Below are 17220 nucleotides of genomic sequence, written 5' to 3' on the forward strand. Positions count from 1 at the left end.
TGGCCTTTTTGCTTGTGCGCCGGATCAGTCGTCCGACTGCTTCTTCGGCACCGGGAACGGATTCTCGCGGAACTGCAGCGTGAATCCAGCCCGCTCGTCCTGCCCCAGCGTGCGGGCCAGATACGGCATGGCCTGCTTCAATGCGTCGTGCAGCGTCCAGGGCGGATTGATCAGGAACATGCCGCTGCCATGCAGGCCGTAGCCGTCGATGGTCGCCTTCTTGACGGTCAGCGTCGCATGCAGCCAGCTCTTGACCTTGAGGTTTTCCAGGTGGCGGGCCATTTCGCCAGCTTCACGGCGTTGCACCAGCGGGTACCAGACGGCATAGGTGCCGGTGGCGAAGCGCTTGATGCATTCCTTGATGGTGACGAACGTGCGGCGGTAGTCGTTCTTGTCTTCGTACGAAGGATCGATCAGCACCATGCCGCGGCGCGTGGGCGGCGGCAGCAGCGCCTTGACGCCTTCGAAACCGTCGTCGCCGTAGATCGTGGTCTGGCGCTGCGCGGCGCGCCCCTGGTGTTCCAGGTTGCCGACCAGCGTGTCGATCTCGGTCGGGTGCATCTCGAACAGGCGCAGGCGGTCGGACGGACGCATTGCGTCCAGCGCCAGCCAGGGCGAGCCGGGATAGCGCCTGAGGCGGCCGTTGGTGTTGTAGCCGCGGATCCGGGCGACGTACTCGGCCAGGATGGGAGGCAGGTCTTCGGCTTCCCAGAGGCGGCCGATGCCGTCGGCGAACTCGGAGGTCTTGGCGGCCCAATCGCTATCCAGGCTGTAGAGCCCGGCGCCGGCGTGGGTATCGATGACCCAGTAGGGCGCGTCCTTTTTATTGAAGTAATCCAGGGTGTGGATCAGGATGGCGTGCTTGAGCACGTCGGCGTGGTTGCCGGCGTGAAAGGCGTGGCGGTAACTGAACACGGGCGTTCTGCCTCAGGCGGCGGGCCGGATCGCGGCCAGCTCGTCGGTGAAAATGCCGTCGATGCCCCAGTCGAGCAGCAGGCGGGCGCGCTCCGGGTCGTTGACGGTCCAGGCGGCGATACGGTAGCCGGCGGCATGCACGGCATCGATCAGCTCAGGGGTGGCGTCCTTCTGATTGATGTTCAGGGCCACGCACTCGTACTTGGCCAGGCGTTCGCGCCAGTCGGCGGGCACCTTCTCCACCAGCAGCGCGCGCGGCAATTCGGGCGCGGTCTCCAGGGCGGCCTGCAGCGCTTCTTCCGCGAACGAGGACAGGAGCGGCGGTTCGGCCGCGCCTTGCCACAGCTGGCGCGCAGCCAGCGTCACGGCGCGGCCGGTCTCGGCTTCGCGGCCCGGGCAGGGCTTGATCTCGACATTGCTGGCGATGCCGTTGGCCACCGTGTAGCGGGCGACGGCGGCGAAGGTGGGCAGCGGCTCGCCAGCGTAGGCGGCTGAATGCCAGCTGCCGAAATCCAGCTGGGCAAGCTCGGCGTAGGTCTTGGCGGCAGCGGGGCCCCGGCCGTTGGAGGTGCGGTCGACGTCGTCGTCGTGCATCAGCACCAGCACGTTGTCGCTGCTTAGCTTGACGTCGTATTCGAACATCGTGAAGCCGTGCTCGGCGCCCACGCGCATGGCGGCCAGGGTGTTCTCCGGGGCCAGACGGCCGCCGCCGCGGTGCGCGATGTAACGGGAGTAGGGCCAGGAGGGGAGTTTTGCGCTCATTTGGGTGTTGCTTCGGGTTCTTTTGGTCAGGGTTGCAAGGATACTCCTTCTGCACGCCGGTTTCGGCCATGCCGCGGCGCGCGAGAACGCCGCGGCGGGTCCATAGGCCTATTTCATGGGCGCCTTGTCCTGCGACACGTCCATGATCATCCGCGCCGCCAGGTACAGGCGCGGCACGATGCTGTTGATCTGGATGTACTCGGCGTCGTTGGAATGCGCGCCGAAGCCGCTCAGGCCCATGCCTTCGATCACCGGGCCGCGCGCCTTCAGCGCTGCAAAGGCGGCGTCGGTGCCGCCGCCGCTGGCGCGGTCCACGACCTTCATGGGCAGGTCCATTTCCTTATAGATCTGCACGCCGTGCTGGGCCAGGGCGCGCGAGGCGGGCGTGGCTTCCAGGGGCGGACGGCGCACCTCGAATTTCACGCTGACCTTGGATTCGGGCAGCAGCTTCTTCTGTGCGCGTTCTTCCAACGTGCGCGACAGCGCGTCGAAGTCGGAGACGCGCAGCGCGCGGGCGTCGGCCTGGGCGGTGGCCTGGCCCGGAATGACGTTGCGGTTGGTGCCGGCCTGGGCCACGGTCCAGTTCAGCTTCAAGCCTTCCTCGGGCTTGGACAGCTTGTCCAGCTGCAGCAGCTGATGGGCCAATTCATACAGGGCGTTGACGCCGCCTTCGGGGCGCGCGCCGGCATGCGAGGTCTTGCCCTGTACGGTCAGGTAGGCCGCGCCGATGCCGCTGGTGGCCAGCGTCAGGCGCGCTTCCGCGCCGCCGCCTTCGAACGAGAACACCGCGTCCTGGTCGGCGCCCAGGCGGGTGATGGTGCTGCGCGCGCCGGGCGAGCTGATTTCCTCGTCGCCGTTGATCAGCACGGTAATGGTGCCGTAGTCCTCGAAGCCCAGCTTCTGCAGCAGGGTCAGGGTATGGATGATGGCGGCCACGCCATGCTTGTCGTCGGCGATGCCCAGGCCGTAGGCCTTGTCGCCGTCGATGCGGAAGGGCTGGTCCTTGAGCATGCCGTTGCGGTAGACGGTGTCCATGTGGGCGATCAGCATGATCTTCTTCTGGCCTTTGCCCTTAAATTCCGCATGGACCATGGGGCCGACCTTTTCCGGCGTGTCGTCCAGGCGAAACACGTCGGCGGGCTGGATGATCTCGACGGTCCCGCCCAGCGCCTTGAGCCGGTCGCGGATCAGGACGGCGATGCGCTCAACGCCTTCGACGTCCTTGCTGCCCGACTCGATGCCGACCAGGTCGCGCATGGTGTCCAGCATGCCTTGCTGCTGGGCTTGGGCGGCTTCGTGGACAGCGGCGACGGGCGCGGCCAGCGCGGCGGGGGCGGCGCCGACGAAGGCCAGGGCGATGCAGGTGCGCAGGAGTTGCAGGCGGGGAGATGTGTACGGCATCAGTGTGTACCTCTGAGCGTGCGTGGAAGGGGCCACATCCTTTGGGGACGCGGCGTCAGCGGTAATGCGGGCTTACCCTGACAGGCCACGATACGAGGGACGCAAGGGGCTGGAAATGGTGCTTCCCCGGGTTGACTCGGTCCCCGGTTTCGTGCCGCCGAACCCGGAGGGCAGCCACGGATGGCATTCGAAAGATCCCTAGGCTGCGCGGCGAATGAGAAATGGTAAAATCCGCCCGCTGATCCGGTATTGACCGGTATGGGAACAGGGCGAATCTGGTTCGCCTTTTTTTATGCGTTTTCTTGCGGCTTCGGGCGTGCGCCTGGGGTGCGGCAACAGGGATTCCATGTTCGAATTTATTCGCAGCCATCGGCGCTGGATGCAGTTCATCCTGCTGCTTCTGATTGTGCCGTCCTTCTTCCTGGTCGGTATTCAAGGCTATGACAGCTTCATGCGCGCCGAGCCTGAATTGGCCACGGTCAATGGCCAGCCCGTGTCGCGGGCCGAGTTCGATCAAGCGCACCGCAACCAGCTGGAGCAGTTCCGCCAGCGCCTGGGCGCCCAGTTCGATCCGGCCGTCATCGACACGCCGGCACTGCGCGAAGGCCTGCTCAACCAGCTGATCAATCAGCGTCTGCTGGCCAACGTCGCGGTCGACAACCGTTTCTCGGTGTCCGACGAAACGCTGCGCAACACCATTGCCGCGATTCCGGAAGTCCAGGACAACGGCCGCTTCTCGCCCGAGCGCTATCGCCAGGTGCTAGCTGCGCAAGGCATGTCGCCGACCTCGTTCGAAGCCGGCCTGCGCCGTGACCTGGCGGTCGCGCGCGTGCTGGAGCCCGTTGGCCAGTCGGCCCGCGCGCCCGGCGAGGTCGTGGCTGCGCTGGAAACGGCGTTGACGCAGCAGCGCACGGTGCAACTGCGCCGCTTCGCCGCCGCCGACTACCGCTCGCAAGTCACCGTCAGCCCGGCCGATATCCAGGCCTGGTACGACGCCAACAAGCAGCAGCTGCAGATTCCCGAACAGGTCCAGGTCCAGTACCTGGTGCTGGACGAGGCCGCCGCCACGCAAGGCGTGCAGGTCAAGGACGAGGATCTCGCGTCCTACTACGAGCAGAACAAGAACCGCTTCGGCCAGCCTGAACGCCGCCGCGCCAGCCACATCATGATCAACCTGGCTCCCGGCGCGTCCGAAGACGCCCGCAAGGCTGCCCGTGCCAAGGCCGAAGACCTCGCCAAGCAGGCCGCCGCCGATCCGGCGCAGTTCGCCGAACTCGCGCGCAAGAACTCGCAGGACGCGGGCTCGGCTTCCAATGGCGGCGACCTGGGCTGGCTCGCGCCCGGCATGCTGACCGGTCCGCTGGAAAAGGCAATTTTCGGCCAAGCCAAGGACCAGGTGTCTGGCGTGATCGAAACCCCGTCCGGCCTGCACGTGGTCAAGGTCACCGAAATCCAGCCCGCCGCCATCAAGCCGCTGGCCGAGGTCAAGGACCAGATCACCGCCGAAGTCCGCAAGCAGCTCGCCGCCGTGCGTTTCTCGGAAATGGCCAGCCAGCTGAACAAGCAGGTCTATGACCAGCGCGACAGCCTGCAGCCCGCCGCCGACACCGTCGGCCTGAAGCTGCGCACCGCTTCCGGCGTGACCCGCGAAGGCCTGCTGCCCGCCGACAAGGCCGGCCCGGGCTCGGCCGCAGCCGGCCCCGACGCCGCGCTGCTGGACAACCCGCGCGTGCGCCAGGTGCTGTTCTCGCCCGACGTGCTGCGTGAAAAGCAGAACTCCGGCGTGATCGAACTCTCGCCCGACACCATGCTGGCCCTGCGCGTGGCCGCCGTCGAGCCGGCCCACGTGCCGCCGCTGGACAAGGTCTCGGACACCATCCGCGCCAAGCTGCTGGACGAGCGTTCGGCCGAAGCCGCCAAGAAGGCGGGCGAAGCCGCGCTGGCCGCCGACCGCGCCAACCCCGCGGCCGCGCCGGAAGGTTTCGGCGCGCCGGTGGTCGTGTCGCGCCAGGATCCCAAGGATCTGCCGCGTCCGGTGCTGGACGCCGTCATGCGCCTGCCCGCCGCCACGCTGCCGGCCTACGCCGGTGTGCAATCGGGTTCGGACTACACGCTGGCGCGCCTGGAAAAGGTCGAGGCCGGCACGGTCGATCCGGCCGACAAGGAGCGCCTGGCGCAGCAGTTGTCCGGCGCTTGGGGCCAGGCTGAAAACGAAGCCATGCTGCGCATGCTGCGCGAAGAGTACAAGGTGCAGGTGCTGCCCGCCGCTGCCGCGGTCATCCGCGGCGATCAGCCGGCAGCCGGCTGATCAGCCAGACTCGGCTCAACAGCGTCAGTTCAACAGTGGCCGCAGCGTCGGCCACACGTTGTCCAGTAGCAAGGGTTGGGCATCCTCGTTTGGATGGATGCCGTCAGCCTGGAACATCGCCCGGTTCGTTGCGATACCTTCCATCAGGAAGGGCACGAGCCGGGCGTTTTCGTCTTTGGCGACCGTGGGGAAGACCTGCGCGAAGCGCTGGGTGTAGTCCCGGCCGTAATTCGGCGGGATCTGCATGCCGACGATCAGGACCTGCGCGTCGGCCTTGCGGGCGGCCTGGGCCATGGTGCGCAGGTTCTGCTCGGTCATGTTCAGGGGCAGGCCCCGCAGCGCGTCGTTCGAACCCAGCTCCAGCACCACCACGGCCGGCGCGTGCTGGCGCAGCAATGCAGGCAGGCGGGCCACGCCGCCGCTGGTGGTGTCGCCGCTGATGCTGGCATTGACGACCTGGTACTTGGGGTATTGTTCCGCTACGCGGGCGGAAAGCAGCGGCACCCAGCCGGTGCCGCGCTTGATGCCGTATTCGGCCGACAGGCTGTCGCCCAGGACCAACACCGTGCGGGGCGCGGAACCCTGGGCCGCGGCGGCGGTCTGAGCGTGGGCGGGCGCCACGACGGCGGTCGCCATGGCGGTCATGAGTAGCAGACGGGAAAATAGGCGCATGGATAACAAGAATTCGATCGAGGTGAAAGGGCTGGGCAAGCAGGTGGCCGATGCCGGCGGCACGCTCTCCATCCTGGAAGGTATCGATTTTACGGTCGAGGCGGGCAGCGCCGTGGCCATCACTGGCAGTTCGGGGTCGGGCAAGTCCACCCTGTTGGGACTGCTGGCGGGCCTGGATGTTCCCAGCGCGGGCAGCGTGCGCCTGGCCGGGCAGGACCTGTTCTCGCTGGACGAGGATGGCCGCGCCCGCCTGCGCGCCAATCATGTGGGTTTCGTGTTCCAGTCATTCCAGCTGCTGCCCAACCTGACGGCGCTGGAAAACGTGATGCTGCCGCTGGAACTGGCCGGGCAATCGGCCCGGGACGCGGCGCAGGCCATGCTGGAACGGGTGGGGCTGGGCAAGCGCCTGCATCACTATCCGCGCACCTTGTCGGGCGGCGAGCAGCAGCGCGTATCGCTCGCGCGGGCCTTCGTGGTGCAGCCGGACCTGCTGTTCGCGGACGAGCCCACCGGCAGTCTGGACGCTGCCACCGGCGTGACGGTCATCGATCTGATGTTCGACCTGCATCGCGAGCACGGCACCACGCTGGTGCTGGTGACCCACGATCCGCAGCTGGCCGCCCGTTGCGGGCGTCAGCTGGTGCTGGCGGCGGGGCGGATGGTCAACGGCGTCTGACGCCGCCGGCCCACCGCCGGGCTTCCCAAGTTGGACCAGCCCCCTCGGGGGTTGCGAGCCCCGGAGGGGTGCGGCGTGAGGGCCTTACCCTCTTACTTGGATTTCGCGACGGCCTGGTTCCAGGCGGCGACCACCGCTTCATACTCCTTCGCGGCCGCATCCTGACTGACCGGGAAGATCTTGATGGTCTTCAGGTCAGGCAGGGTGGTCAGGCTGGCCACGGCCACGTCCGTGCGCGTCGGGCGGCGGAAGTTCTTCACCAGCTGGGCTTCCTGCGACTCCTTGCTCAAGAGGCCGTCGTACAGTGCCTTGGCGGCATCCATGTTCTTCGCGCCCTTGATGATGAACATGCCTTCCGGCGCCAGGTAGCTGCCCTCGGTCGGGTAGACCAGCTTGATCTCCTTCTGGCCGCCGGCCACGTATTCCTGGGCGGCGTACTCGAGCGTCATGCCCACGGCATACTCGCCCGCGGCCACGCCCTTGTAGGTGGTGCCGGAGGATGCGGTGACCACCGCGTTGGCGGCGATCTTGTCCAGCCCTTCCTGGCCGAATTGCTTGAAGAGGCCGTACACCAGCATGTAGGCCGTACCGCTCTTGGACGGGTCGGTGATGGCGAACTTGTTCTTCCATTGCGGCTGCATCAAGTCGGACCAGGTGGCCGGCGCGGGCAGGCCCTTGAGCTGGCGCTCGTTGACCATCATCACCATGACGTGCACGTTGGTGCCCACCCACAGATCGTCCGGACCGCGGAATTCGGTGGGGATCTTGTCCAGGTCGGCCGGACGGTAGGGCTGCAGGTGCTGGCGGTAAGCGCCCAGCGTGCCGAAGCCGCCGCTCCAGAACAGGTCGCCGCGCGGATTCTGCGCTTCGGCCTCGATGCGCTTCATCATCGTGCCGGTGCCGCCGGTGACGGGCTGCACGTTCAATTTCGGCGACTTCTGCTTCACCGCGTCCAGGGCGGTTTCGATCGTCTCCGTGTTGTTGGACGAATAGAGCACGACATTCTGGGCCTGGGCGGCGCCGGCGGTCAGGGCGGCGGCCAGGACGCTGTACTGAAGTAGGTGCTTGAATTGCATGGTTAGCCTCTGTGCGAGTGGGTTATTTACCGGAGAACAGCTTGATGCGGAACGCCTTGACCGACACGATGATGGGCAGCACGATGACCGTGACCAGCGCCGCGCCGTAGGCCGACGCCATGCCCAGCCTGCCGCCGTCGACCTGGCGGAAGATGGCGATGGGCATGGTCTCCAGGCCGCCGCTGTAGGCGACGATGGAAGCCGATAGCTCGGAAATGGTGGTGAGCCACATCAGGATGGCAGCCGAGATGATGGACGCCTTCATGGCGGGCAGGATCACCTTGAAGAAGGTCATGAGCGGCGACACGCCCAGGCTGATCGAGGCTTCCTCGATCGACTCGGGAATGTTGAACAGCACCGACGAGGCGTTGCGCACCGCGAAGGGCAGGCGCCGCACCGTGTAGCACAGCACCATGATTCCCGACGTACCCGCCAGCACCAGCCAGCCGGTATTGAAGGTCTGCACCAGCGCGATGCCCAGCACCGTGCCCGAAATGGTCAGGGGCAGCACCACGATGTAGTCCAGCACCTGGGTGGACGCGCTGCGCTTCTTGATCGTCAGGTAGCTGACCAGCACCGCGAAGGCCACGCCCAGCACCGTGGCCAGCGAGGCGAACTTGAGCGAGTTCAGGATGGGCTCCGGCGCGCCATGCAGCGCGCGCTGCATGCTGGCCAACGACCATTGGCCCCATTGCATGACCGGGCCGCTGGTCTTGGTGAAGGCGGCGATGAAGACCACGATCAGCGGCAGTAGCGAAATGAAGATGATCAGGCCCACGCCGCTGGTATAGAGCAGGGCGGTCCACGAGCGCACGCGGGTAGCGGCCGGCGCGCGTCCCTGCGTCATGGTGTAGACCTTGCGTTCGACCACGCGCTTCTGGAAGAACAGCACGATGGCGACGATGGCGATGGACACGACCGACATCGCGCTCTGCAGCGTCGGGCTGCCGCCCATTTCGCTGACGAAGGTGTTGTAAGTCATGACCGACAGCAGCGGCACGCGGCTGCCCAGCAGCATGGCCAGCGCGAAGTTGCCCACCACCAGCGTGAACACCACCAGCGCGTTGACCAGCACCGCGGGCAGCAGCACCGGCACCAGCACGCGCAGCTTGGTCAGGAGCGGCGGTGTACCCAGGCTCAGGCCCGCTTCTTCGAGCTGGCCGTCGAAGCCGCGCAGCGCCGCCAGCACGCCCAGGTAGATGTAGGTGTAGTAGACCAGCGTCATGGAGAACACCATGCCGGTCCAGCCGTAGAACGAGGGCAGCGAAATGCCGGCGTCACCCAGCAGGTTGGTCAGGATGCCGTTGTTGCCCAGGATCAGCAGCCAGGACTGGCCCACGATGATCTCGGGGATCACGATGGTCAGCACCGGCAGGATCGCCACCAGGTTCTTCAACGGAAAGTCGAAGCGCGCCACCATGTAGGCGAAGGGCACGCCCACCAGCACGGTGCATGCCGTGACCGCCAGGCCCAGGATCAGCGTATTGCCGAAGGCCTCGATGTATTGAGAGTCGGCCAGCAGGGCCTTGAAGCCCTCCAGCGTGAAGCCGCCATCCTGGCCGGTGACGCTGTTGCTGAACAGCACGGCCAGCGGATAGAGCACGAAGAACAGCAGCAGAGCCAGGCTGATTGCCGTCAGGATGCCCCAGGGCCACCATTTGATTTTCATGGTCGGCGCGTCCTCAAGCGTTGACGACGCGGCTGTCGGCGGGAATCAGCACCTGTACGGCTTCGCCGGGCTGGAACTGCGCCACCATGTTGCCGGCATGCAGCTCGACGCGGATCTCGGAGCCGTTGTCCAGCGCGATGCGGTAGGCGGTCTTGAAGCCCAGGTATTGCCGGCGCAGCACCTTGCCAGGCAAGGTATTGGGCACGTAAGGGGCGGGCGCCATCAAGGCCAGCTCTTCAGGGCGGGCGATGAGCACGCCTTTGCCGTCCAGCTGGTCGCTGCCTTGCACGCCGTCAAAGCCCAGCCCGCAGATCTCGTAGCGCACATGGCCGGCGGGGGCGCCGGCCTGGCCGTTGCGGGCCGGCACCGGGATCACGTTGGCCGAACCGATGAAGTCCGCCACGTAGGCGTTTACCGGCGTGCCGTAGAGTTCTTCCGGGGTGCCCAGCTGGGCGATGTCGCCGCGGTCCATGATGGCGATGCGGTCGGACATCGCCAGCGCTTCTTCCTGATCGTGCGTCACGAATACGGTGGTGATGCCGGCCTCGCGCACCAGGTCCAGGATCACGTCGCGCATCTGCAGGCGCATCTTGGCGTCCAGGTTGGACAGCGGTTCGTCCATCAACAGCACGCGCGGCCGGATCACCAGCGCGCGCGCCAGCGCCACGCGCTGGCGCTGCCCGCCGCTCATCTGCGCGGGATAACGGTCGGCCAGTGCCAGCAGGCCGACCTTGTCCAGCGCTTCGTTGACGCGCCGCGTGATCTCGGCGCGCGCCACGCCGCGGGCGCGCAGGCCGTAAGCCACATTGTCGAAAGCCGTCTTGTCCGGGAACAGCGCATAGTCCTGGAACACCATGCCGATGTCGCGGCGGTGCGCGGACACGTGGGTCACGTCGTCCTGGTCAAACAACAGGCGGCCGCCGTCGGGGGCATAGAAGCCCGCAATGCAGCGCAGCAGCGTGGTCTTGCCGCAGCCGCTGGGTCCCAGCAGCGTGTAGAACGCGCCGTCGGGGATGTGCAGCGACAGATTGCGCAGCACTTGCTGCCCGCCGAAAGTCTTGACGATGCCGTCTACGGTGATTGATGCCATGTTTCGCTTCCTGCCTGAGGTTGCCGGCATCATAGAAACGCGCTGCGCGCCCGACCAGCGGTGTTTTTTAAGGGTAGTCGTTAGTTTTTCTAAGAGGTCGGCGCGCGGGCTATCACCTAGAATGCGGCTGGATGACACAGGCGCGCGCAAGCCGCGCCAATGAAAAATAGACGACAAGGGAAACCGTGGGAAAGAGCAGCACTACGCGGCGCCAGGCCGGCGCGCGGGCGGACCGCAACTGAAATGGCGGGGCAGAGCCTGCCGCCGCTCAAGGCCTTGCGCGTGTTCGAAGCCGCGGCGCGCCTGCGCAGCTTCACCGCAGCCGCCGACGAACTGAGCATCACGCACAGCGCGGTCAGCCAACAGATCCGCATACTCGAAGAGTACGTGGGGCAGCCTCTGTTCGCGCGCGAGGCGCGCGGCGTGGCGCTGCTGCCTTGCGCCCAGGCCTACTTTCCGGAAATCCAGGCCAGCCTGGAGCGCATCGCGGCCGCGACCGCCAAGCTGAAATCGCCCGCCTACGGCGGCGTGCTGCGCGTCTGCGCCACGCCGTCCCTGACCATGAAGTGGCTGATTCCGCGCCTGTCGGCGTTCCAGGCCCGGCATCCGGGCGTGGACGTGCAGCTCACCACGCAAGGGCGGTCGTTCCTGGACCGCGGCGGCGACACCGGCAGCGACGTGCTGATCCGCCATGGCTACATGGCGCACTCCGACCTGGCCTGTGTGCACTGCCTGGACGATTTCCACGTGCCGGTGGCGTCGCCGCGCTTCATCGAGCGCAACCGACTGGCTGCGCCCGCGGATTGCCTGGGGCATCCGCTGCTGAAGATCGCGGGCGGCATGGACCACTGGCCGCGTTGGTTCGCGTTGGCCAAGGTGGACGTGCCCGCGCAATTGCCGGGACCGGTGTTCGACCACCAGTTCCTGTGCATGCAGGCCGCCATGAACGACCTCGGCATCGCCTTGGCGCCCTGGTGCCTGCTGGAAGACGACATTCGCGCCGATCGCTTGCGCCCGCTGTTCGACGGCCCGCAGCTGCCGAACGCCGGCATCCACGCGCTATACCGCCAGGATGGCCCGGCCGCCGCGTCGGCGCTATTGTTCATCGAGTGGTTGCGCGAGCAAAGACGCGACCCCTCACATACCGCATAGACCAAGGATTCCTCATGCATTCCAGCTCCACGATACCCGGCCTCTTTTGGCGCGGCATTGCGCCTCCCCTTGCGCTCGCGGACTACAAGCTCATCGCCTTCGACATGGATTCCACGCTGATCTCGATCGAGACGCTGGACGAAATGGCGGACCTGATGGGCAAGAAGGCCGAGGTGGCGGCGCTGACGGAAGCCGCCATGCGCGGCGAGATCAAGGACTACAAGCAGAGCCTGCGCGAGCGCGTGGCGCTGCTGGCGGGGATGCCGGAAGCGGCGCTGGACGAGGTCTATGAGCAGCGTGTGCGCATCAATCCAGGCGCGCAAACGTTGATCGCGGCGTGCAAGGACGCGGGCCTGACCTGCCTGCTGGTGACCGGCGGCTTCACCTGCTTCACCGACCGGCTGCGGGTGTGCCTGGGGCTGGACGACGTGCGCGCCAACGTGCTGGAAATCGTTGACGGCCGCTTGACCGGCAGGCTGCTGCCGCAAGCGTGGGGCGATATCTGCGACGGCGAGGAAAAGCGCCGCAAGCTGCTGGAAGTGTGCGCGGCGCTGGGTGTGGGGCCGGAACGCGCCATCGCCGTGGGCGACGGCGCCAACGACCTGCCGATGATGCGCGCGGCGGGCCTGTCGGTGGGCTACCGCGCCAAGCCGGCCGTGCGCGAGGAGGTCAATGTCGCAATCGACGAAGGCGGCCTGGACCGCCTGCTGGAGCTGATGGCGCGCTAGCGCCGGGGCTTAGGCCAGGCCGCGGATTGCCACGGCCGGATCGGTGTCGGCTTCATAGTCGACGCCTTCGATCTCGAAGCCGAACAGGCGCAGGAAGTCCTGCTTGTAGCCCGCGAAATCGGTCAGCTGGTAGATGTTGTCATTGTTGACCTGGCCCCACAGCGCCTGCACGCGGGCCTGCACCTCGGGATCCAGTTCCTTGTAGTCGGCGCGCAGGCGGCCGTCCTGGTCGAGGATGGGCGTCTGGCCGCAGAGGCTGTCGCGGTACAGGCCGTAGACCTGTTCGATGCAGCCTTCGTGCGTGCCGGCTTCCTTCATGGTCTTGAACAGCAGCGACAGGTACAGCGGCATCATGGGGATCGCCGAGCTGGCCTGCGTCACCACCGCCTTCAGCACCGACACGCGGGCGTCGCCGCCGCGCGCGGCCAGCTTGGCGCGGATCTCCAGCACCTTCTGGTCCAGATCCTTCTTGGCTGCACCGATGGAACCGTTCCAGTAGATGTCGTGGGTGATCTTCTCGCCCAGATAGGTGAACGCCGTGGTGCTGGCGCCTTCGGCCAGCACGCCGGCTTCCAGCAGCGCGTCGATCCACATCTGCCAGTCTTCGCCGCCCATGACGGCGACAGTCGCGTCGATCTCGGCCTGGGTGGCGGGCTCCAGCACGGATTCCTTGACCACTTCGCGGTCGGTGTCCAGGCCGCGCAGGTTGACGGCCTGGCCGATGGGCTTGAGGGTCGAATTGAAGACTTCCCCGGTCTTGGGGTGCGTGCGGCGCGGCGCGGCCAGGCTGTAGATCACCTGGTCGACCTGGCCCAGGTCCTGCTTGATGAGGTCTATGGTCTTGCGCTTGATCTCGTCGGAGAAGGCGTCGCCGTTGATGCTCTTGGCATAAAGGCCGGCGGCATGGGCCTGCTCGTGGAATTCCGCCGTGTTGTACCAGCCCGGCGTGCCGGCCTTGGCCGCATCGCCCGGCCGCTCGAAGAACACGCCCAGCGTCTGCGCGCCGCAGCCGAAGGCCGCGCTGATCCGCGCCGCGAGGCCATAGCCGGTCGATGCGCCCAGCACCAGCACGCGTTTCGGCCCGCCAGCTATCGGCCCCTGGGCGCGGGTGTAGGCGATCTGGTTGCGGACGTTGGCGGCGCAGCCGGCCGGATGGGTGGTGACGCAGATGAAACCGCGCACGCGGGGCTTGATGATCATGGGAGCCTCGATTCGGGGAAATGCCTGGATCGCCCATGCGCGAAAGCGCAAAAAGCGACCCGCATTGTACGGGAGGAGGCGCCGGCGCGCTGCCGGCTCAGCGCGCGTCGGCCCGGGCCAGCGGCGCGGCCTGGGCGCGGCTGCGGCGCCATTCGATCAAACCGATGCCGATGCCGCTGGCGCAGATGATGGCGATGCCCAGCCAGGTCAACGGGTCGGGGAAGTGGCCCCAGACCAGCCAGCCGACCGAGGTGGCGCTGATGATCTGCAGGTAGACGAAGGGCGCCAGGGTGGAAGCGGGCGCGCGGCGGTAGGCGGCGATCTGGAACAGGTGGCCCAGCCCGCCGGTGATGCCGGTGGAGATCAGCACGACCCAATCCAGCGGCGCCAGCGCCTTGAGCACGGGCAGGGCGGGCGGCAGGATGAAGGGCAGGGCCAGGGTCAGGCATATCGTGCCGACCGCGCCGCTCCAGATCAGCGAGGTGAACGGATCGTCGCCTGCCACGCGCCGCGTCGCGATGAACTGCACGGCGAAGCAACAGGCCGTGAGCAGGCCGAACACCGTGCCCACCGGATCCAGGCCGCCGCCCGGCCGGATCACGATGATCACGCCGATGAAGGCGATGCCCGCGGCCACGAATCGAGACAGGCGGGCGGGTTCCTTCAGGACCCAGGGCGCTGCCGACAGCACCAGCAGCGGCGCCAGGAAGTTGATGGCGGTGGCCTCGGCCTGCGGGATGTAGCTCAGCGTGGTGAAGAACATCAGCGTGGCCAGGAACATCGAGCCGCCGCGCAGGATCTGTTCGCGCGGCTTCTTGCTGCGGAATACGCCCAGGCCGCGCGCGGGCAGCACCAGGGCCAGCACCAGCGCCAGGTGCACGGCATAGCGGAACCACGACAGCACCAGCAGCGGCACGCCCGCATTCATCACCCACTTGCCGCTGGCATCCAGGCACGACAGCGTCCACATCGACAGCACCAGCAACAGCACCCCCATCATCGGGCCGCTGGAAGCGGGCGCTGCGCGGCGCGTGCGACCGTCATCGGCCGGGGTCATCGACAAACTCCTTTGGTGGCTGAAACGCCGGTTTGCAGGTACCGGGCGGCTGCCATGATACGCTCATCGCGCCGGGGGAACAGGCTCATGATAGAACTACGCAACATCGAAACTTTTTTCTGGGTGGCCACGCTGGGCAGTTTTCGCGCCGCGTCGGAGAAACTCAACACCACGCAGCCAGCGGTATCGCAGCGCATCGCCTCGCTGGAGGCCGACCTGGGCGTGCTCCTGTTCGAGCGCGAAGCGCGCGGCGTGAAGCTGACCGCCAAGGGGCATGAACTGCTGTCGCACGCGGAGCGCATGTTGCAGGTGCGGCGCGACATGTTCGAAGCCGCGCGCGAGCAAAACGTCATGAGCGGCACGGTGCGCATCGGCGTGGCCGAGACCATCGTGCAGACCTGGCTGCCCACGCTGATCGAACTGATCCATTCCAACTATCCGGCGCTGGTGCTGGAAATCGAGGTCGACACGACCCACGTGCTGCGCTCGCATCTGATGTCGCGGCAGATCGATCTGGCCTTCCTGATGGGGCCGGTGCTGGAAGCGCGGGTCGAGAACCTGCCGCTATGCACCTATCCGCTGGCCTGGGTGGCGAGCCCGGTGCTGGACCTGGGGCCGGAGCCGCTGACGCTGGAGCGGATAGGCAAGCTGCCCATCATCACCTATCCCTCCAACAGCGCGCCTTACCGCGTGGTGCGCGATATGTTGACGCGCGCCGGCGTGAGTTCGCCGCGCATGTACGGCAGCGCCTCGATGTCGATGGTGGTGCGGATGACGCAGGACGCCATCGGCACCAGCGTCATCGCGCCGGTGTTCCTGGGCAAGGAGCTGGCGCGCGGCGAATTGCGCATCTTGCGGGTGGAGGCCGATCCCTTGCCGGAACTGAGCTTCACGGCCACCTGGGTGCAGGGGCCGGATAGCCACGCGGTCCGCGTTATCGCGCAGATGGCGCAGAAGGTGGCCGAGCAGGCCGCGGACGGGACTCCGCTCTAGGTGTTTACCCCAGCAGGGGCTGCGCCGCCGGCCGTGGCGGCCTTGCGACGCGGCCGCGTTGCGGCGCGCCCGGCTGCCCGCTAAGCCCCGCCATTGCGTCGTTTGCGCGAAACGCGGGGGGCGTGGCGCACGAGACCAAAGAAAAATTTATACCCCCGTATCGCAACATACGATTGGACGCTCCGCGCCCCTGACGCTGCAATGGCGCCACATCAATAACGATCGCCTGGATGCCTAGAGCGGGGGGAAAGCATGAACCAGCGTATGTCCCATTCCCGGAATCGGGCGGCAAGCCATGCCGCGCAGGCGCGATGCGCGCCGCTGCGCGGCTGATCTCCAGACTCATTGATTGCCACCGCGCGCCGCCAGGATAACGGGATCCGGCGCGCGGCATACCATCCCGCCAGCCAGGAGTTTTGTCCATGAAGAAGTCGCTAGTTTTCGCCGCCGTCGCCGCCAGCCTGTTGGCCGGCGCCGTCCAGGCACAGGACCTCCCCAAGACCCAGTTGAAAGTCGTGGGCGGCCTGAGCAACCTGACTGCTTACAACGATTACGAAAAGCCGTTCTGGACCAAGACCATCCCCGAGCTGTCCAAGGGCCAGGTCACGGCCGACATCAAGGGCTTCAACGAAATGGGCTTGAAGGGCCCCGAATTGCTGCGCCTGATGTCTCAGGGCGTGGTCGAATTCGGCACCGCCACGCTCGCTTACTTCGCCAGCGACAACCCCATCAACGAAGCGATCGACCTGGCCGGCCTGGCGCCCGACGTCAAGACCGCGCGCGCCGTCACCGACGCGTTCGAACCGGTCTACGCCAAGCTCTATGGCGAAGGCAGCAACGTCAAGCTGCTGGGCATTTCCACGTATCCCGCGCAGGTGCTGTTCTGCAACGCCGAAATCAAGAGCCTGGCCGACATCAAGGGCAAGAAGGTCCGCACCAGCAGCCGCACCACCGCCGAGTTCGTCGAGGCGCTGGGCGGCTCCAGCGTGACCATGGCCTTCGGCGAAGTGGTGCCCGCGCTGCAGAACAAGGTGGTGGATTGCGCCATCACGGGTTCGCTGTCCGGCTATTCGGCCAAGTGGTACGAAGTGTCGACCCACCTGGTCGCGCTGCCGATCAACTGGAACCAGCAGATCCACGCCGTCAACCAGAAGGCCTGGGACAAGCTGGACCCCAACGTGCGCACTTTCCTGCAGACCAATGTGAAGACGCTGGTCGACAACATCTGGGACGCCGCCGCGCGCCAGACCCAGGAAGGCTATGACTGCAACACGGGCGCCGCCGCTTGCCCGTTCCCGGTCAAGGGCAAGATGGTCCTGGTCCAGCCCTCGGACGCTGACCGCGCGCTGCTGAAGAAGGTCACCGAAGAGGCCGTGCTGCCGAAGTGGGCCGCGCGCTGCTCGGCCCAGTGCGTGAAGGACTTCAACGCCACCGTCGGCAAGACGCTGGGCCTGACCGCTATGAAGTAGGGCCCCCCCCCGAAGCGCTGCGCGCTTCCCCCCCCAGGGGGGCATGCCTGCG

Annotated in this window: 15 protein-coding genes; 6 read left to right on the forward strand and 9 right to left on the reverse strand. The window is 66.7% G+C overall.

The features are described from left to right. Window positions 1–24: 24 nt before the first annotated feature. The 3 genes from IAG39_RS15330 to IAG39_RS15340 all read right to left on the reverse strand — a co-directional run bounded on the left by IAG39_RS15330 (window position 25) and on the right by IAG39_RS15340 (window position 3078). On the reverse strand, window positions 25–915 hold the full coding sequence (locus IAG39_RS15330) for a 23S rRNA (adenine(2030)-N(6))-methyltransferase RlmJ (RefSeq protein WP_059375695.1): 891 nt from the start codon (window positions 913–915) through the stop codon (window positions 25–27). 12 nt (window positions 916–927) lie between these two features. After that, window positions 928–1677: a glycerophosphodiester phosphodiesterase gene (gene ugpQ / locus IAG39_RS15335; protein WP_118932047.1), complete on the reverse strand. Its 750-nt coding sequence runs from the start codon at window positions 1675–1677 to the stop codon at window positions 928–930. Between the two features lie 108 nt (window positions 1678–1785). Then, entirely contained in the window at window positions 1786–3078 is a 1293-nt protein-coding gene (locus IAG39_RS15340) for a M20/M25/M40 family metallo-hydrolase (protein ID WP_059375699.1), read from the reverse strand. Between the two features lie 346 nt (window positions 3079–3424). Between IAG39_RS15340 and IAG39_RS15345 the strand changes: the two genes are divergently transcribed. Next, a complete protein-coding gene (locus tag IAG39_RS15345) occupies window positions 3425–5386 on the forward strand; it encodes a SurA N-terminal domain-containing protein (protein ID WP_059375703.1) in 1962 nt (653 codons plus the stop codon). Window positions 5387–5410: 24 nt separating this feature from the next. On the opposite strand, the gene IAG39_RS15350 is transcribed toward IAG39_RS15345, so the two are convergent. Further along, window positions 5411–6058: an arylesterase gene (locus IAG39_RS15350; protein ID WP_059375705.1), complete on the reverse strand. Its 648-nt coding sequence runs from the start codon at window positions 6056–6058 to the stop codon at window positions 5411–5413. Between IAG39_RS15350 and IAG39_RS15355 the strand changes: the two genes are divergently transcribed. Continuing rightward, on the forward strand, window positions 6057–6734 hold the full coding sequence (locus IAG39_RS15355; RefSeq protein ID WP_165867800.1) for an ABC transporter ATP-binding protein: 678 nt from the start codon (window positions 6057–6059) through the stop codon (window positions 6732–6734). The genes IAG39_RS15350 and IAG39_RS15355 overlap by 2 nt on opposite strands. Window positions 6735–6826: 92 nt before the next feature. On the opposite strand, the gene IAG39_RS15360 is transcribed toward IAG39_RS15355, so the two are convergent. Genes IAG39_RS15360 through IAG39_RS15370 form a run of 3 tightly spaced genes read right to left on the reverse strand, consistent with a single transcriptional unit; the run spans window position 6827 to window position 10569 of the window. Beyond that, complete coding sequence (locus tag IAG39_RS15360; protein WP_118932045.1) at window positions 6827–7810, reverse strand: ABC transporter substrate-binding protein; 984 nt, start codon at window positions 7808–7810, stop codon at window positions 6827–6829. Between the two features lie 22 nt (window positions 7811–7832). Next, window positions 7833–9479 carry an ABC transporter permease gene (locus tag IAG39_RS15365; RefSeq protein ID WP_059375712.1) on the reverse strand — a complete coding sequence of 549 codons (1647 nt, stop codon included), beginning with the start codon at window positions 9477–9479 and terminating at the stop codon, window positions 7833–7835. A gap of 13 nt (window positions 9480–9492) precedes the next feature. After that, entirely contained in the window at window positions 9493–10569 is a 1077-nt protein-coding gene (locus IAG39_RS15370) for an ABC transporter ATP-binding protein (protein WP_059375714.1), read from the reverse strand. Between the two features lie 243 nt (window positions 10570–10812). Here IAG39_RS15370 and IAG39_RS15375 point away from each other — a divergent pair, with 243 nt between their 5' ends. Continuing rightward, window positions 10813–11721: a LysR substrate-binding domain-containing protein gene (locus tag IAG39_RS15375; protein WP_059375717.1), complete on the forward strand. Its 909-nt coding sequence runs from the start codon at window positions 10813–10815 to the stop codon at window positions 11719–11721. Between the two features lie 14 nt (window positions 11722–11735). After that, window positions 11736–12449 carry a phosphoserine phosphatase SerB gene (serB, locus tag IAG39_RS15380; RefSeq protein ID WP_118932044.1) on the forward strand — a complete coding sequence of 238 codons (714 nt, stop codon included), beginning with the start codon at window positions 11736–11738 and terminating at the stop codon, window positions 12447–12449. Between the two features lie 9 nt (window positions 12450–12458). Here the strand turns inward: serB and fabV are convergent, their stop codons facing one another. Both fabV and IAG39_RS15390 read right to left on the reverse strand, forming a co-directional pair. Continuing rightward, entirely contained in the window at window positions 12459–13649 is a 1191-nt protein-coding gene (gene fabV, locus IAG39_RS15385) for an enoyl-ACP reductase FabV (protein WP_118932043.1), read from the reverse strand. A 97-nt stretch (window positions 13650–13746) separates the two neighbouring features. Then, window positions 13747–14706, reverse strand: coding sequence for a DMT family transporter (locus IAG39_RS15390; protein ID WP_059375724.1), 960 nt, complete (start codon window positions 14704–14706; stop codon window positions 13747–13749). A gap of 87 nt (window positions 14707–14793) precedes the next feature. Between IAG39_RS15390 and IAG39_RS15395 the strand changes: the two genes are divergently transcribed. Both IAG39_RS15395 and IAG39_RS15400 read left to right on the forward strand, forming a co-directional pair. Further along, entirely contained in the window at window positions 14794–15699 is a 906-nt protein-coding gene (locus IAG39_RS15395; RefSeq protein WP_059375727.1) for a LysR family transcriptional regulator, read from the forward strand. A gap of 422 nt (window positions 15700–16121) precedes the next feature. Next, window positions 16122–17168, forward strand: coding sequence for a TRAP transporter substrate-binding protein (locus IAG39_RS15400; RefSeq protein WP_059375731.1), 1047 nt, complete (start codon window positions 16122–16124; stop codon window positions 17166–17168). The last annotated feature ends 52 nt before the right edge of the window (window positions 17169–17220 follow it).

The organism is Achromobacter xylosoxidans, assembly GCF_014490035.1.
Taxonomy (GTDB): Bacteria; Pseudomonadota; Gammaproteobacteria; order Burkholderiales; family Burkholderiaceae_B; genus Achromobacter; species Achromobacter bronchisepticus_A.